Genomic DNA, 21403 nt, shown 5'->3' with positions numbered 1-21403 from the left:
TCTCGCTTCCCGATGCTCGTGCGCCGTCGAGTCGCTGTCAAGTACTCCCCTGCATATACATCCGATCCGTGACCTGGCTGGATGCACCCTTTTGCCGTATGTGAGCGCTCATGCTTGCCAAAACATCGGAGCTGAACCCTTGTTACGACTGCGTTTCAGGTGCTACCTACTTGGCGGACACCCCCGATTCACCGGAGGATCCCGTTGGCCGTACCCCGCGCCTTAGTTCTGATCTCCGCCCTCCTGATCGGAGCCATCCCCGTGCCAGCCGCCCAGGCCGCCGCCGCCGGCCCACCCGACGACCTGACCCTCTGGTACGACCAACCGGCCACCAACTGGGAGAGACAGTCGCTGCCCATCGGCAACGGCGCGCTCGGCGCGACGGTGTTCGGCGGCGTGGCCGGCGAGCAGCTGCAGTTCAACGAGAAGTCGCTGTGGACCGGCGGCCCAGGCTCCAAGGGCGGCTACGACTTCGGCAACTGGACCAGCCCGAGGCCGGGCGCGATCGCCGAGGTACAGGCGCAGATCGACCGCGACGGCAGGATGTCGCCCGACGCGGTGGCCAGGAAACTCGGCCAGCCCAAGAGCGGCTTCGGCGCCTACCAGACCTTCGGCGATCTCTGGCTGGACACCGGCCACACGGCCGCCACCGGCTATCGGAGGGAGCTGAGCCTGCGCGAGGCCGTCGCCAGGGTCGGTTACACCTCGGGCGGCGTCACCTACGCCCGCGAGTACTTCGCCAGCCATCCCGGCAACGTGATCGTCGGCAGGCTCAGCGCGTCGGAGGCGGGCAAGGTCTCCTTCACGCTGCGGACCTCGTCGCCGCGCAACGACAAGACGGTCTCCGTCAAGGACGGCAGGCTGACCGTTCGCGGCGCGCTGGCCGACAACGGCATGGTGTTCGAGTCGCAGGTCCAGGTCATCACGACCGGCGGCAGCCGTACCGACGGCGCCGACCGGATCACCGTCGCGGGGGCCGACAGCGCCGTCTTCGTGCTGTCGGCGGGCACGGACTACGCCGGCTCCTACCCCACCTACCGAGGCGAGGACCCGCACGCGAAGGTCACCGCCACGGTCGACGCCGCCGTCGCGAAGGGCTACGACGGGCTCAGACGGGCGCACCTCGAGGACTACACGAACCTCTTCGACCGCGTGAAGCTCGACATCGGGCAGAAAGCGCCCTCCGTGCCGACCGACAGGCTGCGCGCGAGCTACACGGGCGGCTCCTCCGCCGACGACAGGGCGCTGGAGGCGATGTTCTTCGCCTACGGCCGCTACCTGCTCATCGCCTCCTCGCGTGACGGCTCGCTGCCCGCCAACCTGCAGGGCGTGTGGAACAACTCCACCAACCCGCCGTGGTCGGCCGACTACCACGTCAACATCAACCTGCAGATGAACTACTGGCTGGCCGAGCAGACCAACCTGGCGGAGACCACCACCTCCTACGACGACTACATCAAGGCGCTGGTCGCCCCGGGAAAGCAGACCGCCAAGGAGATGTTCGGCTCGCGCGGCTGGGTGGTCCACAACGAGACCAACCCGTTCGGCTTCACCGGCGTGCACGACTGGTCGACCGCCTTCTGGTTCCCCGAGGCCGCGGCCTGGACCACCCAGCAGATGTACGACCACTATCTGTTCGGCAAGGACCTCGACTACCTGCGCTCGGTCTACCCGGTGATGCGCGAGGCCGCGCTGTTCTGGGTGGACAACCTGCACACCGACCCGAAGGACGGCAAGCTCGTCGTCTCCCCCAGCTACTCCCCCGAGCACGGCGACTTCTCGGCCGGCGCGTCGATGTCGCAGCAGATCGTGCGCGACCTGTTCGGCAACGTGCTGGAGGCGGCCGCCGCCCTCGGCACCGACGAGCCCGAGGTACGGCAGGCGATGGAGCGGCTCGACCCCGGCCTGCGCATCGGCCGCTGGGGCCAACTCCAGGAGTGGAAGTCCGACTGGGACGACCCGAACAACACCCACAGGCACGTCTCCCACCTGTTCGCCCTGCACCCCGGCCGCCAGATCGCTCCTGGCTCCAAGGAGGCGGAGGCGGCCGAGGTCTCCCTGACCGCGCGCGGCGACGGCGGCACCGGCTGGTCCAAGGCCTGGAAGATCAACTTCTGGGCGCGCCTGCTCGACGGCGACCACGCGCACAAGATGCTGGGCGAGCAGCTCAAGGGCAGCACCCTGGACAACCTCTGGGACACTCACCCGCCCTTCCAGATCGACGGCAACTTCGGCGCCACCTCCGGCATGTCCGAGATGCTGCTGCAGTCGCAGTCGGGCGTGGTCGATGTACTGCCCGCGCTGCCGTCGGCATGGGGCACGGGCTCCGTCGAAGGCCTGCGCGCTCGTGGCGACGTGACCGTGGACGCCACCTGGAAGAACGGCGCGACCAGCGAGATCGCGCTGCACGCGGGGTCGGCGGGGCCGCTGACCGTGCGCAACCAGATCTTCGCCGGGCGGTTCAGGCTTCTCGACCCTGCCGGCCGGGCCGTCCCTCTGACCAGGGACGGCGACACGATCACCTTCACCGCCGAGGCGGGGAAGACCTACCGCGCCAAGGGAGAGGTCCGCGTCGCACTGGAGGCGCCCGCCGAGACGGGCGCAGGACAGTCGTTCCCCGTCAAGCTCACCGTCACCGCCACAGGCGGCCGCGCGGTCCCCGCGGGCGACGTGACGCTCCAGCTGCCCCAGGGCTGGACGGCCACGCCGGGCTCGGTCCACCTGCCCGCCACGACGCAGGGCAGGACGAGCAGCGCGGCCTTCACCGTCACCTCAGGTCCCGCCGACGGCTCGCGCAGCGCCCGGATCACCGCGACCGTGAAGGGCGACGAATGGTCGGGCCGCGCCTCCGCCTCGCTCGCCGTCGCCCCCTGCGCGATCCCGTCGGCCGCCAAGCCGCTGGTCGCATGGGACCCCTCCGCAGGCACGACCGTCGCCGACGGCTCGGGCAACGGCAGGGACGCGACCGTCGCGGGCACGGCGGCCTACGACGGCGACGGCGGTCTGGTGCTCAACGGCGCCACCTACCTGACCACCGCGCCCACCACCCTCGGCTTCCTGAAGGAGGCCTCCTTCGCGGCTGAGGTCAAGGTCGCGGGCAGCGGCTACCGCCGACTGTTCGACTCCCAGCCCTCGGGCGACCCCGGCAACGACGGGGTGCTGATCGACCTGACACCCGACAACAGGGTCCGCTTCATCGGCGCGGGCCTCAACGTCACCAGCGACGCCACGGTGCCCACCGGCCGCTACGTCGACCTGGTCGTCACCATGGGCCGCGACGGCACGGTCACCGTCTACGCCGACGGGGCGCGGATCGGCGGCGCGAAGGTCCCTGCCGACGGGATCACCGGCTGCGCCACCAGGCCGCTGCGCTTCGCGGCCGACCAGGGCGGCGGCCAGCGTCTCAGCGGCGCCGTGGACCGAGTGGCGATCTTCGCCCGCGCGCTGACCCCCGCCGAAGTCCCCACCTGGCAGCAGCTCGCCTTCTGACAGGCCCCCCGTGAACGACTCGTTCCACCCGTCCCGCCCGGCCGTGCTCGGCGGGACGGCGGGCGCCTCGCGCACGCCACGGTGGCCGTGGCCCCCCCCCAAGGAGCTGGTGGCGCTCAGGCTCGGCAGCAGGTCCAACGGCCACGTCTTCGCGCTCAACCTGGAGCGGCCGCTCGCCTGACCCACCTCAACCAGACCCGCCGCGCGCACCGGGACCCGTCGCTTTGATCCGGACCCGTCGCGCGCATCGGGACCCGTCGCCTTCAGCCGGATCTGTCGCGCCTTCGGGCCTGGAACCAGAGCGATCCGAGGGCGGCCAGCGCGCCGCCGGCCGCCCCCGCGAGCAGACCGACCACGAACCCGGCGCCTCCGCCCGACACATTGGTCAGCAGTATCAGCGCGACCGCCAGGCACACCGCCGAGAACCCGACCAGCAGGAAGAACCGCCTGCTGAGGAAGACGCCCTTCCCCGGCGCGCGGGGAGGGTCGCCCAGCTGCGCCTCCGGTCCGAGGCTCGCCGCCTTCGGCCGCTTGAAGTACTCGTAGTAGAACCAGGTGCCGCACGGCTCCCAGCCGTCGGGGGCGAGCTCCTCGACGAGGGCCTTCCTGCCCTTCCTGGTGACCACCTCGCGGCGGTACTCCCAGCGCTGGGGGTTGTCCTCGTCGCGATGGCTGACGAACCGGCCCGTCGCGTCGACCCTGTCGACCTCCCAGCCCTGGTCGCCGAACTCGTTCAGGTGGCGCTCGTCCACGAAGATGTCGGCCGTCCAGCGCCAGGTGCTCGACTCGGCGGCACTCTCACTCGCAGGCGCGGCCCCGAGCTGCTGCGCGAAGTCGGCGGCGGGGCCGAACTCCTCCTCGGGGTCGCCCCCGCTCTCCGCCAGGTACGCGGTGAGGTCCGCGACGGTGGCCGTCACCGTCTCCTCAGGCACGCCGCGCTCGCGCAGCCGTACGGCCAGCTCGTCGAAGTAGGTGCTCACTGGATGCCCCCCTTGGCCAGCACCGACCGCACCGACCTGTCGAAGGCGACCCACAGGTCGCCCTGTTCGGCCAGGGTGCTTCTGCCCTGCTCGGTCAGCCGGTAGTAGCGCCTGCCCGGCCCCCGCTCGGTGACCCTGAACTCGGCCGCGACCAGCCCCGCCTCTTCCAGGCGGTTGAGCACCGGGTAGAGCGTGCCGCCCTTGATCTGGCCGAGGCCGGACCCGGCCAGGCTCTTGGCGATCTCGTAGCCGTAGTTCTCACCCTCGGTGAGGCTGGCCAGGACGAGCAGGTCGAGCACGCCCTTGAGCCAGCTCGCCCGGCGGTCGGCGGTCATGCCGTCCCTCTTTCCATAGTAGCGATGCTACCTACGCCGCTCCCCCACCTACGACCTCACGCACCGGAGGCTGCGGGCGCTCGGCGGGCCTGGCCATCAGCAGGGAGCGGATGTCGACCAGGACATGGATCACGATGGGCAGCACCAGCGAGCCGCTGGAGAAGTAGACCATGGTGAGCGAGAAGCCGGCGAGCGTGACCATGACCATGCCCCTCCACCCCTGATAGAGGTGGCCCGCCACGAACAGCGCCAGCGCGAGGCCCGCGGCCACGGGCCTGGGGGCGCCCATCGAGGTGAACATCGCGATCAGCAGCCCCCTGAAGACGATCTCCTCGCAGACGCCCGCGCTGACGGACATGGCGACCGCCATCCACCTCTCGCCTCCGGTCCTGGGGACGAGCGCCTCGAACGCCGCCTGACCCGGCATCGCCGTGCCCGACTTCCGCATGACGAGTGCGACCACCACGGAGACGATGACCAGGCCGGTGATCATGCCGAGGAACGTGGACAGGTCGGTGGGAGCCGTCAGGCCCAGGTCGACGAGGTCGAGGTCGGGTGACAGGCCGACGATCAGCAGCGCCACCGCGGCCATGCCCCACAGTTCGGCGATCCAGGCGAGGAAGGTCCGCGTGTAGCGGCTCCGGTCGGCCTGGAGAGCGGCGTAGGTCCGGCGGCCGAGCAGCGGGCTCACCACCGCGAGGTGGACCACAAGGGCGACGAACAGGACGAGCGACATGGGGAGAACCTCCTGAGTTCCGGTACGAGCTAGACGGTAGAACAAGCTAGTTAGGAATGCAACCTAGCTAGAGACGCCTGACTACTTGACGGTCGTACAGGACTCGCATACAAAGACAGGGACCAACCAGCCCTTGAGCGAGCCAGGAGTCGCGCGTGATCGAGCTCTACGACCCGGCCGCCCACGAGCGCGGCGTGCCGTACGAGGGCCTGGGTAGGCCACGCGGGAAACGACGCCGGAACCGATCGCCAGGCCGGGCCACCCAAGAGGAACCGTCCCCACGAGGAGCACGCTTGCCGCGGATCACCACCACCAACATGGGCGCCCCGCACAACGGCGCAGGGCTTGCCCTCCTCACGCTGGTTTCATACCCTGGCACCTACCAAGCGCTTGACCAAGCCCGAGGTGACGGCTCGTGAACATCGACCTCGTCGATCAGGACCACTACGCGACCTTCGGCCCCCCCGCACGAGCAGATGCGCTGGCTGAGAGAGCACGCTCCCGTCTACTGGCACGAGGGCGAGCCGGGATTCTGGGCCGTCACCCGCCACGAGGACGTCGTCCACGTCTCCCGCCACTCCGACCTGTTCTCCTCCGCGCGCAGGCTCGCCCTGTTCAACGAGATGCCGGAGGAGCAGCGGGAGCTACAGCGGATGATGATGCTCAACCAGGACCCGCCCGAGCACACCAGAAGGCGCTCCCTCGTCAACCGCGGCTTCACCCCGCGCACCATCCGCGCGCTGGAGCAGCACATCCGCGACATCTGCGACGACCTGCTCGACCAGTGCTCAGGCGACGGCGACTTCGTCACCGACCTCGCCGCGCCCCTCCCGCTCTACGTGATCTGCGAGCTGCTCGGCGCGCCCGTCGCCGACCGCGACAAGATCTTCACCTGGTCCAACCGCATGATCGGCGCCCAGGACCCCGACTACGCCGCCTCACCGGAGGAGGGCGGCGCCGCGGCCATGGAGGTCTACGCCTACGCCTCCGAACTGGCCGCACAGCGTCGCGCCGCGCCGCGCGACGACATCGTCACCAAGCTCCTCCAGCCCGACGAGAACGGCGAGAGCCTGACGGAGAACGAGTTCGAGCTCTTCGTGCTGCTCCTCGTGGTCGCGGGTAACGAGACCACCCGCAACGCCGCCTCCGGCGGCATGCTCGCCCTCTTCGAGCATCCGGACCAGTGGGACAGGCTGGTCGCCGACCCCTCCCTCGCCGCAACGGCCGCCGACGAGATCGTCCGCTGGGTCTCGCCGGTGAACCTCTTCCGCCGTACGGCGACCGCCGACCTCACCCTGGGCGGACAGCAGGTCAAGGCCGACGACAAGGTGGTGGTCTTCTACTCCTCTGCCAACAGGGACGCGTCGGTCTTCTCCGATCCCGAGGTCTTCGACATCGGACGGTCTCCCAACGCGCACATCGGGTTCGGAGGTGGAGGCGCGCACTTCTGCCTGGGCAACCATCTGGCCAAGCTCGAGCTGCGCGTGCTCTTCGAGCAACTGGCCAGGAGGTTCCCGCGCATGCGGCAGACCGGCGAGGCCCGCCGGTTGCGCTCGAACTTCATCAACGGCATCAAGACCCTCCCCGTCACCCTCGGCTGAACCCTCACCCCGGCCGGCCCCTCCCCCGGGTTCGGCCGGGATCCCAGCTCCAGGCAGCATCCCGAGTCTTCGCAACTCGAACGCCGCCGGCGACCAGCGATCGAGGGGCCGCCCGCGGGACCCTGGAAGACCTGCTCGAACTCGTTCGACCAGGAGGCCTTCACCCGCGCGGTCTCCGTCGTGGCGGCCGCAGGCTCGGTGCTCGTCCACGGCGCGGGGACCTCCGAGGCGAGGACGGAAACCGATGTGGATCCCGTCGCCGCCCATGAGGCTCGCCGGGCCGGCTCGGAGCGGCCCATGGTAGTGCCCGCCCTACCCTGACGCACCAGCGCGCTGCACCGGAAAGATGCTGGTCAGCGCCATGGGAGGCGCGCTCGCGTGGCCATACTCTCGTCGACGTATGGATCTCACCGTGAGGTCTGATCCTTCTCGAATGGCAATACGCGAGTGAAGAGGTAATCAGCATGGCTAGGGACCGGAAGCGCATCAGCCGTCGGGGACTGATGGCGACGGCGGTGATCGCGATGGGAGCGGTCCTCGCCCCCGTGGCGGCTCAGGCGGCCACGTCCGACACGGTCGGCGGGAGGCAGAACCCGGTCCGCGCACTGGAGCAGGCGGCGCACCCGCTGCGCTCGACCGAACCCGGGAGGAATACGGCCGACCTGCGAGTTCTGGGTGCGATGATCGGCGACGCCAAGGTGGTCGGCCTTGGTGAGGCCACTCACGGCTCGCACGAGTTCTTCACCATGAAGGAGCGGGTCTTCCGCTACCTCGTCGAGGAGAAGGGCTTCACCACCTTCGCCCTGGAGCTGAGCTGGTCTGCGGGGCTCGAGATCGACGACTACCTCCAGACCGGCAAGGGCGACGCACGCAAGATCGCGAAAGCGGCGCTGGCCGGCTCGCCGTGGGACCGGGAGGAGTTCGTGAGCCTCATCGAGTGGATGCGGGACCACAACCGCCGCCACCCTGGCCGCACGGTCCATTTCATGGGCGACGACATCGGCGCCCCCAAGCTGAGCGACGACTTCTTCAATCGGGTGACCAGCTACGTGCAGCGGACCCACCCGGAGTCGCTGCCGCACGTCACGCGGCTCTACACCGGTCTGCGCCCGATCGACGACGTGTTCGCCTACCTGGGCAAGCCCCTCGCGGAACGGCAGCGGCTCGCCGCCAGGGCACGGCAGGCCCTGGATCTGATCAGCAGCCGCAAGGGCCCGGACGAGAGCGAGTTCGAGCTTGCGGTCCAGAACGCCCGGTCCATCTCCCAGACGGCCACGTTCCTCGCCTTCGACCTCACCGACAAGGCCGCGCTGCCCGTCGCGCAGCGCTACCGCGACCAGGTGATGGCCGAGAACACCGCCTGGTGGCAGCGGCGCACCGGCGACAAGATGCTGCTGTCGGCGCAGAACGACCACGTTGGGTACGCGGCCGGTGAGCCCACGCTCTACCCCAAGACGCAAGGGTCGTACCTGCGCGACACACTGGGCACGAAGTACCTCCCCATCGGCTTCACCTTCAACCAGGGCTCCTTTCTGTCGAAGGACGCCGCTCTCAGCGGCGAATGGAAGAAGTTCACCGTGGGCGCGGCCGAGCCCGGCATGAACGAGTACACCCTCGACAAGGTCCGTTACCGGGATTACTACCTCGACATCCGCAACGCCCCGGCCGCGGCGCGCGCCTGGCTGGACGTCACCCGCCCCACGCGCAATATCGGCACGCAGTACCCCTTCCCGCCCGGCAACCTCGCGATCGCCCGCTCCTTCGGCGTCCTCATCCACCTCCACGACGTCCGGGAGGCCGACCAACCGAAGCCATGACGGCCCGGCTCCAGCGTGAGCCGCCCGACATCTCCTGACCTGCGGGGAGGACGGCCACGAGGCCGGCCTCCACCGGGGTCTGCTGGGACTCGCCTGCGGCATCATCTGCCTTCGACGACCTCGCGAATCACTCTGAAATGCTCAGTAAGGGTGGGGTTCCGGGTGGGGCGGCTTCTCGGTAGGTGCCGGGAGTGACGCCGTACGTTCGGGTGAACCAGCGGGTCAGATGGCTCTGGTCGGCGAAGCCCGCCTGCGCCGCGACCTCTCCCAACGAGAGACCCTCGGCGATCAGGCGGCGGGCCGTACGGAGTCTGAGCTGGCGTTGGTAGTCGCTCGGGGCCATCCCGTACACCGCATGGAAGGCCCGGTAGACGGTGAAACGGCTGCATCCCGCCGCCGCCGCCAGGTCGGTGGCGGTGAGGTCGTCGAGATGGGAGTCGTTCAGGCGGCTCCTGACCCGTTCGGCGATCAGCGCGGTGCCGCCAGGGGCCGGACGGCGGGCGTCCACGGAGCCGAAAGACCTGCTGCCCCTGCGTGCCATCGCCGCGAGCGTCGCCCTGAGCAGCTCGTCGCGGCGGAGGGCCGAGGCGCCACCGAGCAGGGCGAGATGGAGGGCGTGGAGCGAGCGGGCGAGCAGCGGATCGTCCAGGACGGGTTCGACGAAGAGGGGAAGCCCGGTACGGCGGCCCGTGGTGTCCTCCAGCGCGTCGGCCACCAGCTCCGTGCCGATGTGGAGGATCCGGTAGGTGAACCCGAGCTGGTCGGCGGCGTGTCCGTCGTGCGGGTCGTCGGGGTTGAACGCCATGACCATGCCCGCGGCGCTGGTGTGCGCCGAGCCCCTGCACTTGAAGGCCTGGGCGCCGTCCTCGGTGACGCCGAAGCTGTAGGTGTCGTGGCTGTGGCGGTGGTAGACGTGGCGCACGAAGTGGGCGTGCATGGCTTCCAACGGCCTGTCGGGAGAGCGCCAGTAGCGGGACCAGTCATGCGTCACCCTCCCATTCTCGCCATCCCGGCAACCCACCAGGGCTTGGCGCAGGCAGTGGAGCCGTCGAGGCGTGCTCGGAAGCGGCCGAGTCGCAGGGTGAAGTGACAGCCCACGCCGGGCGCGAAGACCGGCCGACGCCCTGAGGGCCAAGGCCGGCGCGGGGAACCACCGAGAGGACTGCGGAGGCGGAGAACCACCCGGGGGGCGCCGGGGGCGTGAGCGAGGCGTGACCGAGTCAGGACGCCCGCGAACCTCGAGCCTCCTACCCGACGCGGAGTGCCGGGCGGGAAGTCAGGCGGGGCACGCCGGACGAAGGCGCCCGGAAGCGGCCAGGCGGGGTTCGAAGGAGACGCTGAAGGAGCCTGACGTCTCGGTGGGTCAGGGGCGGCGCTGGAGGGGCGTGGAGGACGGGCGGTCACCGGTGACCGGGGTGGCCTGTCGGGTGCTTGCCGTAGCGGAGGGGGGCATCGGGAAGGCGCGCCAGGCCGGGTGATCGACCGCGCTGAAAGAGAGCCAGGGCGGGTGGTCGAACCCGCACACCGAAACAGAGCCGGGCCAGGTGGTCAGCGGAGGGGGAGGAGGTGGTCGAGGGCGGATTTGACGCGGTCGACGGTCACCCCGCAGGTGCGCAGGCGGTGCGCCAGGAGGGGAGCCGCCAGCGGGGCCAGCAACTGGTCGGCCAGGACATAGGCGTCGGCCGTCGGATCCGCCTGGCCGATGAGCATCGACAGGTGCGCGTGGTAGCCGTCGTACGCGCCGCCGAACCGGGCGAAAGGGCTCGCCGTCTCCGCCATCAGCAGCAGGTCGAGCTGCTCGACCGTGCGGTCCGTCAGCGCGTGCAGGAAGGCGCGGATCCTGGTCACCGGGTCGGCTCCCGGGCCGAGCGGTGGCGGGCCCTCGATGAAGGCCGACTGGAACTCGCGCTCCCTCTCGTCGATCAGCGCGTACGCCAGCCCCGAGCGGTCGCCGAACCTGCGGTACAGCGTGCCGACGCCCACCCCCGCCGCGGCGGCGACCTCGGCCATCGCCAGCCCCTCCACCCCGTGGACGGAGACGATCTCGGCCGCCGCGGCCAGGATCTTCGCCCGGTTGCGCGCGGCGTCGACGCGCTCGCGTCGCGGGTTGGTCACGGCCTCCACGGACACAGCCTACTGAAGGACTTGCAAGCGGAACACGTTCCGGTTTATCGTGCAAGCGGAACCTATTCCGCATATGGAGGACGTCATGACACGCAGAGTCGCGCTGGTCACCGGAGGAAGCCGCGGCATCGGGGCCGCCATCGCCCTGAGGCTGGCCGCCGAGGGCGCCGATGTGGTGATCACCTATGCGCGTGCGGCCGACCGTGCCGCGACGGTCGTCAAGGAGATCGAGGCCGCGGGCGTTCGCGGGCTGGCCGTGGCGGCGGAGGCGTCCGACGCGAGCCAGGTCGTCGCGGCGGTCGAAAGGACGGTCGCCGAGTTCGGCCGGATCGACGTGGTGGTCAGCAACGCGGGCGTCGCGCCGTACGGGCCGCTGGAGGACGTGACGCTCGAGGAGGTCGACAGCACGCTGGCGATCCACGCGCGCGCCTCGTTCGTGCTGGCCCAGGCGGCCGCCGCGCACATGGGCAGGGGCGGCAGGATCATCTGCATCGGCAGCAGCCTCGCCGAGCGGGTGCCGTATCCGGGCTGGACCCTCTACTCGATGAGCAAGTCCGCGCTGATCGGGCTGACCAAGGGCCTGGCCAGGGATCTCGGCCCGAGGGGCATCACCGCCAACCTGGTGCATCCCGGCTCGACCGACACCGAGATGAATCCTGCCGACAGCCAGGACGCGGAGGAGGAGCGGCGCTACACCGCCCTCGACACCTACTGCAGCCCCGAGGACATCGCGGCCACCGTCGCCCATCTGGCCGGTGAGGGCGGCAGGCACATCACCGGCGCCGCCATCACCGTCGACGCGGGCACCACGGCCTGACGTCATGGCATGGCTGCTGCTCGTCGTCGCCGCGGGGCTGGAACTCGTCTGGGCCACCGCGCTCGAGCGTTCGGACGGGTTCACCAGGCCATGGCCCGCCCTCCTCGGGGTGTCGGCGGCGGCGCTGAGCCTCGTGCTGCTCACCTTCGCGCTCAGGTCGTTGCCGATGGGCACGGCGTACGCCGTATGGGTGGGCCTCGGCGCCGTCGGGGTCGCCGTGGCGGGCATCGTCGCCCTCGGGGAGAGCGCGGCCCCGGCCAGGCTGGCCTGCCTGGCCCTCATCGTGCTCGGGGTCGTCGGGCTGAGGCTGCTCGACGGCTGAACCCCGCACCAGCGTTCAAGACGGGGAGCGGAGGGGCGGGCAGGGTGGACGGCATGCGGTTCGATACGAAGATAGGCATCGTGGTCCGTGAGGACCTCGCCGCCTGGCAGAAGCTGAACGTCACCGCCTTCCTGGCCTCCGCCGTCGCGGGCGGGGAGCCCGAGACGGTCGGCCGGCCGTACGAGGACGGCTCGGGGAACGAGTACCTCCCGATGTTCAGGCAGCCGGTGCTCGTCTACGCCACCGACGGCGAGGGACTGGCCGGAGTGAGGGAGCGGGCCGTGGCCCGCGGGCTGCGGGTGGCTGTCTACACCGAGGAGCTGTTCAAGACGGGCAACGACGACGACAACAGGGCGGCGGTGCGGGCCGTGATGGAGGAGGACCTGCGACTGGTCGGGCTGGCCCTCTACGGTCCGCGCAACGCGGTCGACAGGACGACGAAGGGGTTGCCGCTCCATCCGTGATCACCACCTGCGGCGGCGGGCGGCGCGCAGCCTGCCGAGGATGCGGGTGACCTGGCCCGACGTGGGCTGCCATCCGCGCTCGATCAGGGCGTTGGCCACCTGCTCGACGAGGTCGGCGCCGCGCCCTGGGATCCCGTCGCGGCGCACGGGGATGACGCGCCATCCCGCGGTGCGCAGGGCGGCGCGTCGGACGAGGTCGCGTCGGCGGTCGGCGGCTGAGGTGTGGTGCTCGTGGCCGTCGTACTCGACGGCGAGCAGGAACGCGGGCCAGCCGAGATCGAGGTAGGCGAGCCTGTCGCCGGGCAGGCCGACGCGGATCTGGGTGGCGGGGCGCGGCAGCCCGCCGTCGACGAGGATGACCCTGAGCCAGCTCTCCCGAGGGGAGGCGGCGCCCCTGTCGGCCATCGCGAGCGTCTCCCGGAGGCCGCGCGAGCCCGTGGCCCTGCGCAGGAGGCGATCGTGGTCGACGCCGCGGCGCAGGAACTGGTCGACGATGGCGACACCCTCGGGACGGGGCAGCCGCCGGGCGCAGTCGAAGGCGGTGCGTTCGGGCGTGGTCACGCGAACGGACCTGTGGCGGGTCACGTCGGCCTGCGGCAGCGCGGTGACGTGGAGGGCGCAGCCGGGAACCTCCACCGGATGCGGGACGGCGAGCTCGACGGGCCACTCGTCCTCGCTCTCGCTCAGGGCGTTGAGGCCCCAGACGTGAGCGGCCGTGCGCAGACAGGCGATGGCGCCGGGGACCACGGCGGTGAACAGGCGGGCCCTGTCGAGGAGGGAGGCGTGCACCGGGCCAGCCTGGCCCGGTGGCGCGCGGCCGTGGCCGTCCGAACGGGGTTCTGTGGACGCGCGAGCGCTGTCCACAGAACGGTTGTGAACCCTCAGGGCCAGGAGGAGTCCTGGTCGGGGTCTCCGCCGTCGGTGAGCAGCCGAAGATCCGACTCCACCATCATCGCCACGAGCTCCTCGAAGGCCACCGTGGGCTCCCAACCGAGCTGGGTGCGCGCCTTCTTGGGGTCGGCGCACAGCAGGTCCACCTCGGCGGGCCTGTGCAGGCTCTGGTCGCCGACGACGTACTGCTCCCAGTCGAGCCCTGCCGCCGCGAAGGCCGCCTCGACCAGCTCCCTGACCGAGTGCGTGCGTCCCGTGCCGATCACGTAGTCCTCGGGCGTGTCGGCCTGGAGCATGAGGTGCATGGCCCGCACGTAGTCACCGGCGAAGCCCCAGTCGCGGCGCGCCTCCAGGTTGCCCAGTTTCAGCTCCGAGGCGAGCCCGAGCTTGATCCGCGCCACGCCGAGCGACACCTTGCGCGTCACGAACTCGGCTCCGCGCCTGGGCGACTCGTGGTTGAACAGGATCCCCGACACCGCGAACATCCCGTAGGACTCGCGGTAGTTCTGGGTGAGGAAGTGACCGTAGGCCTTGGCCACGCCGTAGGGCGAGCGGGGGTGGAAGGACGTGCGCTCGTTCTGCGGCGTCTCGCTGACCTGCCCGAACATCTCCGAAGAGGAGGCCTGGTAGAAGCGGATGGAGGCGCCGCGCGAGGAGCACACCCTGATCGCCTCGAGCATCCGCAGCACGCCCATGCCCGTGACCTCGGCCGTCAGCTCGGCCTGCTCCCACGACATCGGGACGAAGGAGATCGCCCCCAGGTTGTAGACCTCGTCGGGCTGGACCTTCTCCACGGCGGAGATCAGCGACCCCTGGTCGAGCAGATCGCCTCTGACGACCTGGACGTCGGCCAGCAGCTTGCGCATCCTCGACACCCGCGGGTTGGCCTGCCCCCTTGCCAGCCCCCACACCTCGTACCCCGAAGCGAGCAGGTGCTCGGCCAGATAGGAACCGTCCTGCCCGGTGATGCCGGTGATCAGTGCGCGCCTGGCCAACGAGGCCCTCCATCAATAGTCCTTGGGACGGGAATGTACAGCTACGCCCGTCAATGAAGCATCAGCCCCCATAGAACGCGTTCCACCGAATGGCGTTCGGTACGGCTAACTTCCCAGTTCGCGCCCTGTGAAAGCCATACGAGGAACAATTCCACAAGAGCATCCCCATACCTACCCAATGGTAAGGTGCGCAGACTAAGGTCATCTTTCACGGTACCGGGCGGAGAAAGGGGTGCCAGTGGGCGACTCTCTGCGGATCGCACTGCTGTCCTACCGGAGTAAGCCCACCTGCGGAGGTCAAGGCGTCTACCTCCGCCACCTGAGCAGGGAACTGGTCGCCCTCGGCCACCACGTCGAGGTCTTCTCCGGCCAGCCGTACCCCGAGCTCGACGAGGGCGTGATCCTCAACAAGGTCCCGAGCCTCGACCTCTACCGCGACGAGGACCCCTTCCGCACGCCGAAGCTCCACGAGTACCGCGACTGGATCGACCTGCTCGAGGTCGGCACGATGTGGACGGCGGGCTTCCCCGAGCCGCTGACCTTCACGCTGCGCGCCTACCGCGAGATGAAGAGGCGCCGCAAGGACTTCGACGTCGTCCAGGACAACCAGACCCTCGGTTACGGCCTGCTCGGCATCCAGAAGCTGCTGCCCGTGGTCGGCACGATCCACCACCCGATCAGCGTCGACAGGCGCATCGAGCTGGAGGCGGCCAAGGGCGTCAAGAAGCTCACCATGCGCAGGTGGTACGGCTTCGTGAAGATGCAGGCCAAGGTCGCCCCAAGGTTGAGCCCGATCCTCACGGTGAGCGAGTCGAGCCTGGCCGACATCCACCGCGACTTCAACGTGCCCCAGGCCAACATGCGCCTGATCCCGCTGGGCGTGGACACCCGCTACTTCCACCCGCGTCCCGACAAGCCCCGCAGGAGGGGCTCGATCGTCGCCGTGGCGAGCGCGGACTCCCCCATGAAGGGCGTCTCCACGCTGCTGAGGGCGGTCGCCAAGCTGGCCACCGAGCGCGACGTGAACCTCACCGTGGTCAGCAAGCCCACCCCCGGCGGCCCGACCGAGCAGCTGGTCCAGGAGCTCTCCCTGCACGACAGGGTCAGGTTCGTGCACGGCATCTCCGACGACGAGCTCGGCGAGCTGATCGCCACCTCGGAGATCTCCGTGGTCCCGAGCCTCTACGAGGGCTTCTCGCTGCCCGCCGTCGAGCACATGGCCTGCGCCACCCCGCTGGTCGCCAGCCGTACGGGCGCGCTGCCCGAGGTGGTCGGGGACGCCGCGGTGCAGGTGACGCCGGGCGACGCCGAGGAACTGGCCGCGGTGCTGCGCCGCCTGCACGACGACCCCGAGGAGCGCGAGCGGGTCGGCAGGGCGGGCTACGACCGCGTAATGGAGCGCTACACCTGGAACGTCGTCGCCAAGAAGACCGTAGAGGCCTACCGAGAGGCCATTGAGGAGTTCGGCACGTGCTGACCGTCGACTTCGCCCGGCTGCCTGTCGGGCCGGGCATTCGTGTGCTCGACCTCGGGTGTGGCGGAGGCCGCCACGCCTTCGAGGCGCTGCGCAGGGGCGCGGACGTGGTCGCCTTCGACATGGACCAGTCCGAGCTCGACGGCGTCAAGTCGATGTTCGCGGCGATGGAGGAGACCGGCGAGGCGGCGGGCACCGGCGAGACGGTGCAGGGCACCGCGCTGGACATGCCGTTCGAGGACAACAGCTTCGACCGGGTGATCGCCGCCGAGGTGCTGGAGCACATCCACGAGGACACCACCGCCATGCGGGAGATCCTGCGGGTGCTCAAGCCCGGCGGGCTGGCCGCGGTCACCGTGCCCGCGTTCCTGCCCGAACGCATCTCGTGGGCGCTGAGCGAGGACTACCACACCGCTCCCGGCGGGCACATCCGCATCTACACGCTGGCCGAGCTCAAGGCCAAGCTGAAGGCCACCGGCTTCAAGGTCGGCCCGCACCACTTCGCGCACGGCCTGCACGCGCCGTACTGGTGGATCAAGTGCGCCGTCGGTGTCGACAACGACGAGCACCCGCTGGTCAAGGCCTACCACCAGCTCCTTGTCTGGGACATCATGAAGCGCCCCAGGACGACCAGGGTCGCCGAGGCGGTGCTGAACCAGCTCATCGGCAAGAGCGTGGTGGTCTACCTCAGGAAACCCGCGTGATCTCCAGCGGCCAGGTCCTCCAGACGGCGCAGAGCATCGCCGACATCCAGGAGGACGACGGCGGCGTGCCATGGCCCGAAGGTCACGTCGACGCGTGGAACCACGTCGAGTGCCTGATGGCCATGTCGGTGGCGGGCCTCACCGGCAACGTCGAGCGCGGCTACGCCTGGCTGGAGCACCACCAGCGCGACGACGGCTCCTGGCCGATGAAGCTGGTCAAGGGCGAGCCCACCGAGCTGGGCGGCGAGTCCAACCACGCCGCGTACGTCGCCGTCGGCGTGTGGCACGACCTCCTGATCACCGGCGAGCTCGACACGGCGCGCGAGCGCTGGCCCATGGTCAAGAAGGCCCTCGACTACGTCGTCGACCTCCAGACCCCGCGCGGCGAGATCGTCTGGGAGCGCGACGCCCACGGCCGCGCCGCGGGATACGCCCTGCTGACCGGCTGCTCCTCCATCCACCAGGCGCTGCGCAGCGGCGTCCTGCTCGCCGACCGCCTCGACGACCCGCAACCGCACTGGGAACTGGCCGCCGACCGCCTGGCCAACGCGCTGCAGAACCTCCCCGACGCGTTCGCCGACAAGAGCCGCTTCTCGATGGACTGGTACTACCCGGTCCTCGGCGGCGCCGTCCGCGGCGACCAGGGGCTCGAGCTGCTGGACAAGGAGTGGGACACCTTCGTGGTGGAGGGCCTCGGCATCCGCTGCGTCTCCGACCAGCCGTGGGTGACGGGCGCGGAGACCTGCGAGCTGGTCCTGGCCCTCGACGCCCTGGGCGACCGCAGGCGCGCCGAGCGGCTGTTCGCCGACATGCAGCACCTGCGCCACGAGGACGGCTCGTACTGGACGGGCTGGCAGTTCGCCAACCGCAAGCACTTCCCGCATGAGCGGTCGGGCTACACGGCCGCCGCCGTGGTGCTCGCCGCCGACGCCCTGCTGGGGCTCACCCCTGGCGCGGCCCTCTTCCGTGACATCCCCTCCCCCGTACGGCAGGCGGGCCTGACGCCACCGCGCCCGCGTGGCTGAGGTCCGTCCAAGCACGCCACTCCAGCGCGACTCCGGCTGATCGCCGTCACATCACCCCCGAAGCAAGCCGTTTTGCCGGTTCTTTGCCACGAAAAGCGGAGCGCCGTCGAGGAGCGCCGCAAGGCCGTCACTAGGTTCGTGGCTGGCCGTACGATGCGTCTTCGGGGGAAGAGTGGGCGACACGGGCACATTGCCGTTCTTGAACCAGCTCAGGACCGAGCCGATCAACTCCCCCGCGCAGGGTCTGCGCCGCCTCCTGAGCAAGGATCCGGCCGAGGCCGATCTGGGCAGGCGGCGCTTCCGCCTCAGAGCCGGACAGGCCCGCGCCACGCTGGAGCGCGCCGAGCGCTCCCACATCTTCGGCTACAACGCCGTCCTGTCCCACGAGACGGGCAAGATCGACGATCTGCCCGCCGAGCAGCGCGGGTTCGCCTACGAGGGCGCGGCCATGGCGTGCGCCACGCTCGACCTGCTGACCGCGAGCAGGGGCAGACGGGCGCACGAGCTGCTGGCCGGCCTCGCCGTACGCCATCAGCACGCCGCGCACCTCGGCATCGGCCGCGCCTACGCCAGGCTGCGCCTGCGGCCGCTCTGGGGGTTCGGCGCCTGTCATCCGCTGCTGCGGTGGCTGGCGGTCGACGGGTTCGGCTTCCAGCGCTCGCTCACCCACGCCGACCGCATGGTGGGCGAGCGGTCCATGCCCGACCTGCTGACCAGGGCGCATCGGGCCATCTTCGACCAGGGGCTGGGCCGCCTGCTGTGGTTCCACGACTGCGCCTGCCCCGAGGATGTCGCGGCCCGTGTCGCGGAGTTCCCCGCGGGGCGCAGAGCCGACCTGTGGAGCGGGGTGGCGTTCGCGGCCACCTACGTGGGCGGCGCGGACCCGGAGGAGCTGTGCGTGCTGGCGGCGCACGCCTCGGCCGACGGCTTCCGCGCCCATGTGTCGCAGGGCGCGGCCTTCGCGATCGCCACGCGGCTGCAGGAGGGACACGTGCCCGAGCAGGCGGCGCACGCCGTCCAGCTGTTGACGGGGGCAGAGCCCGAGCAGGCGGCGTCGTGGACGGACACGGCGCTGATCGCGCTCGGCCACGATCCCCACACCCATGAGGACTTCCAGGCCTGGCACGCCCACACCCGCCGCGCGCTGACCCGCCGCCGCTAGAGGCGCGCGAGGACCCTGAGGGAGCCCGTCACCGAGACCTCCTTGAAGGCCCCCGACTCCAGCGCGCGCAGATAGACGCGGTAGGGGGCCTGGCCGCCGTCGGCGGGGTCGGGATAGATGTCGTGGAAGACCAGCGCGCCGCCGGGGGCGACGTGCGGGGCCCAGCCCTCGTAGTCGCGGGTCACCGGCTCCTCGGAGTGCCCGCCGTCGATGAACAGCATGCCGAGGGGCGTGTTCCACAGCCGCGCCACCTGCTCGGACCTGCCGACGATCGCGATGACCTCGTCCTCGAGCCCTGCGGCGGCGATCGTCGCGCGGAAGGCGGGAAGGGAGTCCATCTTGCCGAAGCGAGGGTCGACCAGCGTCGGATCGTGGTGCTCCCAGCCCGGCTGGATCTCCTCCGATCCCCTGTGGTGGTCGACCGTCACCACGACCGAGCCGATGTGCCTGGCGGCGGCGCCGAGGTAGATGGCCGACTTGCCGCAGTAGGTGCCGATCTCGCAGATGGGGCCCTGCCTGCCGTACTGGAGGGCCGCCTCGTAGAGCGCCCGCCCCTCGTCCGGGGGCATGAAGCCCTTGGCCCGCTCGGCGGCCTGCAGCAGTTCGGGCGGCATCTCCATGACGAGCACCCTACTGGAGGTCGTTCAAACCGAACATTCCTCTTGAACCGTATTCTGGAACCTGTTCTACTTGGCACGTGAATCAGCGCGCCAGCATCACGATGTCCGACGACGACGTCAGCGCCCTCCTCAGGGAGTCGCGCAAGCTGCAGCTCGCGACGATCAACCCGGACGGCACGCCGCACCTGGTCACCATGTTCTACGCGCTCGACAGCGAGGGCAGAGTCGCCTTCTGGACCTACGGCAAGGCCCAGAAGACGCGCAACCTCGAGCGCGACCCCCGCGTCAGCTGCCTGATCGAGACCGGCGACGACTACGCCGAACTGCGCGGCATCCTGCTGTACGGCGTGGCCGAGCAGGTCGACAGGACGCTCGACATCGGCATGGAGATCGCCAGGAGGATGACCCCCGGCGTGCCCGACGAGCTGCTTCGCGAGTACGTGGAGCACACGGGGAAAAAGCGAGTCGCCTTCGTCGTGGAGCCCACCAAGGTGGTGTCATGGGACCACAGGAGGCTGTCATGAAGATCAAAGTTGATGACCTGGTGTGCGAGGCCAACGCGGTCTGCATGGGGCTCGCCCCCGAGGTCTTCGAAGTGGACGACGACGACCAGCTGCACATCCTGCTGCCCGAGCCGCCGCCCGAGATGTTGGACCGCGTCCGCCACGCGGTGCGGTCATGTCCGAAAGCCGCCCTCTCTCTCGAGGAGTAACCCCTCATGCGCGCTGCGCTGCTCCACACCGTAGGAGACGACAAGCTCGACATCCGCGACGACGTCACGCTGGCTCCGGTCGGCCCGACGCAGGTGCGCGTGAAGATCAGGGCGACCGGCGTCTGCCACTCCGACCTGTCGGCGATGAGCGGCGTGGTGCCCCAGCCGGTGCCGCTGGTCCTGGGTCACGAGGGAGCGGGCGAGGTCGTCGAGGTGGGCGACCACGTCACCTCCGTCCAGCCCGGCGACCACGTCATCATCAACTGGCGGCCCTCCTGCCAGGAGTGCGCGCTGTGCGTGGGCGGGCAGCCGTACCTGTGCATGAAGTACATCGTCGAGTCCTTCACGACCGGCAACTTCAGGATCGGCGACACCATGGCGTACGGCATGGCCGGGTGCGGCACCTGGGCCGAGGAGATCGTCGTGCCGTGGCAGGGCGCCATCAAGGTCGACCCCTCCCTCCCATGGGAGGCGGCCGCCCTGATCGGCTGCGGCATCACGACCGGCGTGGGCGCGGCCATCAACACCGCCCGCGTCAGGCCCGGCAGCACGGTCGCCGTCATCGGCTGCGGCGGCGTCGGCCTCTCGGTCATCCAGGGCGCGCGCATCTCCGGCGCCCGCGCCATCCTCGCCGTCGACCCGCTCGCCGCCAAGCACGAGCTCGCGCTCAAGGTCGGCGCCACCCACGCCGTCACCCCCGACGACCTGCCCGGGGCCCTGCAGGAGCTCACCGGCGGCGCCGGCTTCGACTACGGCTTCGAGGTGGTCGGCAAGTCCGCCACCATCCAGTCCGCCTGGCAGCTCACTCGCCAGGGCGGCGACGTGATCGTGGTCGGCGCGGGCGCCATGGACGACATGGTGCAGATCTCCGCGTTCAGCCTGCTGTTCGAGGGTAAGAACCTGCTCTCCTCGCTGTACGGCGAGGCGGACGTGCGGCACGACTTCCCGTACTTCGCCGAGCTGTACAAGGCGGGCCAGCTCGACCTCGACTCGATGATCAGCGCCCGCATCAAGCTGACCGACCTGAACGAGGCGGTCGCCGCCCTGCGCAGCGGCGAGGCCCTCCGCCAGATCGTCCTCATCGACTGAGAGCGTCGTCCCCGTCGGGGGCGCTACGCGCGGGAAGACGGCAGGC

Annotated in this window: 22 protein-coding genes; 14 read left to right on the top strand and 8 right to left on the bottom strand. The window is 70.2% G+C overall.

The features are described from left to right. Positions 1-261 precede the first annotated feature (261 nt). Both ABFX55_RS43485 and ABFX55_RS43480 read left to right on the top strand, forming a co-directional pair. On the top strand, positions 262-3489 hold the full coding sequence (locus ABFX55_RS43485; protein WP_346129460.1) for a glycosyl hydrolase family 95 catalytic domain-containing protein: 3228 nt from the start codon (positions 262-264) through the stop codon (positions 3487-3489). A gap of 10 nt (positions 3490-3499) precedes the next feature. Next, the gene (locus ABFX55_RS43480) at positions 3500-3670 is read left to right on the top strand and encodes a hypothetical protein (protein WP_346129458.1); all 171 of its coding nucleotides are present in this window, start codon (positions 3500-3502) and stop codon (positions 3668-3670) included. Positions 3671-3752: 82 nt separating this feature from the next. On the opposite strand, the gene ABFX55_RS43475 is transcribed toward ABFX55_RS43480, so the two are convergent. From ABFX55_RS43475 to ABFX55_RS43465, 3 genes are read right to left on the bottom strand one after another with little or no spacing between them, the layout of a single operon-like run. Then, complete coding sequence (locus ABFX55_RS43475; protein ID WP_346129456.1) at positions 3753-4469, bottom strand: hypothetical protein; 717 nt, start codon at positions 4467-4469, stop codon at positions 3753-3755. Then, a complete protein-coding gene (locus tag ABFX55_RS43470) occupies positions 4466-4804 on the bottom strand; it encodes a PadR family transcriptional regulator (RefSeq protein ID WP_346129454.1) in 339 nt (112 codons plus the stop codon). Before ABFX55_RS43470 ends, ABFX55_RS43475 begins: the two co-directional genes overlap by 4 nt. Before the next feature lie 31 nt (positions 4805-4835). Continuing rightward, a complete protein-coding gene (locus ABFX55_RS43465; RefSeq protein WP_346129453.1) occupies positions 4836-5540 on the bottom strand; it encodes a CPBP family intramembrane glutamic endopeptidase in 705 nt (234 codons plus the stop codon). Positions 5541-6016: 476 nt separating this feature from the next. Between ABFX55_RS43465 and ABFX55_RS43460 the strand changes: the two genes are divergently transcribed. Together ABFX55_RS43460 and ABFX55_RS43455 are read left to right on the top strand one after the other, a co-directional pair. Continuing rightward, positions 6017-7141 (top strand): cytochrome P450, encoded by a 1125-nt coding sequence (locus ABFX55_RS43460; RefSeq protein WP_346129452.1) that lies wholly within the window; start codon positions 6017-6019, stop codon positions 7139-7141. A 464-nt stretch (positions 7142-7605) separates the two neighbouring features. Then, positions 7606-8958: an erythromycin esterase family protein gene (locus tag ABFX55_RS43455; RefSeq protein WP_346129450.1), complete on the top strand. Its 1353-nt coding sequence runs from the start codon at positions 7606-7608 to the stop codon at positions 8956-8958. 127 nt (positions 8959-9085) lie between these two features. Here ABFX55_RS43455 and ABFX55_RS43450 read toward each other — a convergent pair whose 3' ends face one another. Together ABFX55_RS43450 and ABFX55_RS43445 are read right to left on the bottom strand one after the other, a co-directional pair. Next, positions 9086-9949 (bottom strand): AraC family transcriptional regulator, encoded by an 864-nt coding sequence (locus tag ABFX55_RS43450; protein ID WP_346129448.1) that lies wholly within the window; start codon positions 9947-9949, stop codon positions 9086-9088. 557 nt (positions 9950-10506) lie between these two features. Continuing rightward, positions 10507-11082 (bottom strand): TetR/AcrR family transcriptional regulator, encoded by a 576-nt coding sequence (locus tag ABFX55_RS43445; RefSeq protein WP_346129446.1) that lies wholly within the window; start codon positions 11080-11082, stop codon positions 10507-10509. A gap of 85 nt (positions 11083-11167) precedes the next feature. Between ABFX55_RS43445 and ABFX55_RS43440 the strand changes: the two genes are divergently transcribed. From ABFX55_RS43440 to ABFX55_RS43430, 3 genes are read left to right on the top strand one after another with little or no spacing between them, the layout of a single operon-like run. Further along, positions 11168-11899, top strand: a complete 732-nt coding sequence (locus tag ABFX55_RS43440; RefSeq protein WP_346129444.1) for an SDR family NAD(P)-dependent oxidoreductase — start codon at positions 11168-11170, stop codon at positions 11897-11899. A 4-nt stretch (positions 11900-11903) separates the two neighbouring features. Beyond that, entirely contained in the window at positions 11904-12221 is a 318-nt protein-coding gene (locus ABFX55_RS43435) for a DMT family transporter (protein ID WP_183656015.1), read from the top strand. Positions 12222-12274: 53 nt separating this feature from the next. Next, positions 12275-12685, top strand: coding sequence for a DUF2000 family protein (locus ABFX55_RS43430; RefSeq protein ID WP_346129443.1), 411 nt, complete (start codon positions 12275-12277; stop codon positions 12683-12685). Here ABFX55_RS43430 and ABFX55_RS43425 read toward each other — a convergent pair whose 3' ends face one another. Both ABFX55_RS43425 and ABFX55_RS43420 read right to left on the bottom strand, forming a co-directional pair. Next, the gene (locus ABFX55_RS43425) at positions 12686-13474 is read right to left on the bottom strand and encodes a type IV toxin-antitoxin system AbiEi family antitoxin (protein ID WP_346129442.1); all 789 of its coding nucleotides are present in this window, start codon (positions 13472-13474) and stop codon (positions 12686-12688) included. It abuts the gene before it with no gap. 92 nt (positions 13475-13566) lie between these two features. Continuing rightward, complete coding sequence (locus ABFX55_RS43420; RefSeq protein ID WP_346129440.1) at positions 13567-14571, bottom strand: GDP-mannose 4,6-dehydratase; 1005 nt, start codon at positions 14569-14571, stop codon at positions 13567-13569. A gap of 232 nt (positions 14572-14803) precedes the next feature. On the opposite strand from ABFX55_RS43420, the gene ABFX55_RS43415 reads away from it, so the two are divergent. The 4 genes from ABFX55_RS43415 (at position 14804) to ABFX55_RS43400 (ending at position 18936) form a co-directional block, all read left to right on the top strand. Next, positions 14804-16048 (top strand): glycosyltransferase family 4 protein, encoded by a 1245-nt coding sequence (locus ABFX55_RS43415; RefSeq protein WP_346129438.1) that lies wholly within the window; start codon positions 14804-14806, stop codon positions 16046-16048. Beyond that, entirely contained in the window at positions 16042-16749 is a 708-nt protein-coding gene (locus tag ABFX55_RS43410) for a class I SAM-dependent methyltransferase (protein ID WP_183656004.1), read from the top strand. Before ABFX55_RS43415 ends, ABFX55_RS43410 begins: the two co-directional genes overlap by 7 nt. Beyond that, positions 16746-17774 (top strand): prenyltransferase/squalene oxidase repeat-containing protein, encoded by a 1029-nt coding sequence (locus ABFX55_RS43405; RefSeq protein ID WP_346129437.1) that lies wholly within the window; start codon positions 16746-16748, stop codon positions 17772-17774. Before ABFX55_RS43410 ends, ABFX55_RS43405 begins: the two co-directional genes overlap by 4 nt. A 199-nt stretch (positions 17775-17973) precedes the next feature. After that, positions 17974-18936, top strand: coding sequence for a DUF1702 family protein (locus tag ABFX55_RS43400; protein WP_346129435.1), 963 nt, complete (start codon positions 17974-17976; stop codon positions 18934-18936). Here the strand turns inward: ABFX55_RS43400 and ABFX55_RS43395 are convergent. Then, positions 18933-19550, bottom strand: a complete 618-nt coding sequence (locus tag ABFX55_RS43395; protein ID WP_346131420.1) for a class I SAM-dependent methyltransferase — start codon at positions 19548-19550, stop codon at positions 18933-18935. The genes ABFX55_RS43400 and ABFX55_RS43395 overlap by 4 nt on opposite strands. A gap of 83 nt (positions 19551-19633) precedes the next feature. On the opposite strand from ABFX55_RS43395, the gene ABFX55_RS43390 reads away from it, so the two are divergent. Genes ABFX55_RS43390 through ABFX55_RS43380 form a run of 3 tightly spaced genes read left to right on the top strand, consistent with a single transcriptional unit; the run spans position 19634 to position 21357 of the window. Continuing rightward, complete coding sequence (locus ABFX55_RS43390) at positions 19634-20080, top strand: pyridoxamine 5'-phosphate oxidase family protein (protein ID WP_346129433.1); 447 nt, start codon at positions 19634-19636, stop codon at positions 20078-20080. Continuing rightward, the gene (locus ABFX55_RS43385; protein WP_346129432.1) at positions 20077-20268 is read left to right on the top strand and encodes a ferredoxin; all 192 of its coding nucleotides are present in this window, start codon (positions 20077-20079) and stop codon (positions 20266-20268) included. Before ABFX55_RS43390 ends, ABFX55_RS43385 begins: the two co-directional genes overlap by 4 nt. A gap of 6 nt (positions 20269-20274) precedes the next feature. Beyond that, positions 20275-21357, top strand: coding sequence for a Zn-dependent alcohol dehydrogenase (locus tag ABFX55_RS43380; RefSeq protein WP_346129430.1), 1083 nt, complete (start codon positions 20275-20277; stop codon positions 21355-21357). Positions 21358-21403 lie beyond the last annotated feature (46 nt).

The organism is Nonomuraea roseola (assembly GCF_039535395.1).
GTDB lineage: Bacteria > Actinomycetota > Actinomycetes > Streptosporangiales > Streptosporangiaceae > Nonomuraea > Nonomuraea roseola.
This window is presented reverse-complemented; position numbering and strand designations above follow the sequence as displayed.

Coding starts and splice junctions, on each gene's coding strand:
- ABFX55_RS43435 (WP_183656015.1), top strand. CDS start 11,904: ATGGCATGGCTGCTGCTCGTCGTCGCCGCGGGGCTGGAACTCGTCTGG.
- ABFX55_RS43430 (WP_346129443.1), top strand. CDS start 12,275: ATGCGGTTCGATACGAAGATAGGCATCGTGGTCCGTGAGGACCTCGCC.
- ABFX55_RS43385 (WP_346129432.1), top strand. CDS start 20,077: ATGAAGATCAAAGTTGATGACCTGGTGTGCGAGGCCAACGCGGTCTGC.
- ABFX55_RS43460 (WP_346129452.1), top strand. CDS start 6,017: ATGCGCTGGCTGAGAGAGCACGCTCCCGTCTACTGGCACGAGGGCGAG.
- ABFX55_RS43470 (WP_346129454.1), bottom strand. CDS start 4,804: ATGACCGCCGACCGCCGGGCGAGCTGGCTCAAGGGCGTGCTCGACCTG.
- ABFX55_RS43465 (WP_346129453.1), bottom strand. CDS start 5,540: ATGTCGCTCGTCCTGTTCGTCGCCCTTGTGGTCCACCTCGCGGTGGTG.
- ABFX55_RS43380 (WP_346129430.1), top strand. CDS start 20,275: ATGCGCGCTGCGCTGCTCCACACCGTAGGAGACGACAAGCTCGACATC.
- ABFX55_RS43455 (WP_346129450.1), top strand. CDS start 7,606: ATGGCTAGGGACCGGAAGCGCATCAGCCGTCGGGGACTGATGGCGACG.
- ABFX55_RS43440 (WP_346129444.1), top strand. CDS start 11,168: ATGACACGCAGAGTCGCGCTGGTCACCGGAGGAAGCCGCGGCATCGGG.
- ABFX55_RS43395 (WP_346131420.1), bottom strand. CDS start 19,550: ATGCCGCCCGAACTGCTGCAGGCCGCCGAGCGGGCCAAGGGCTTCATG.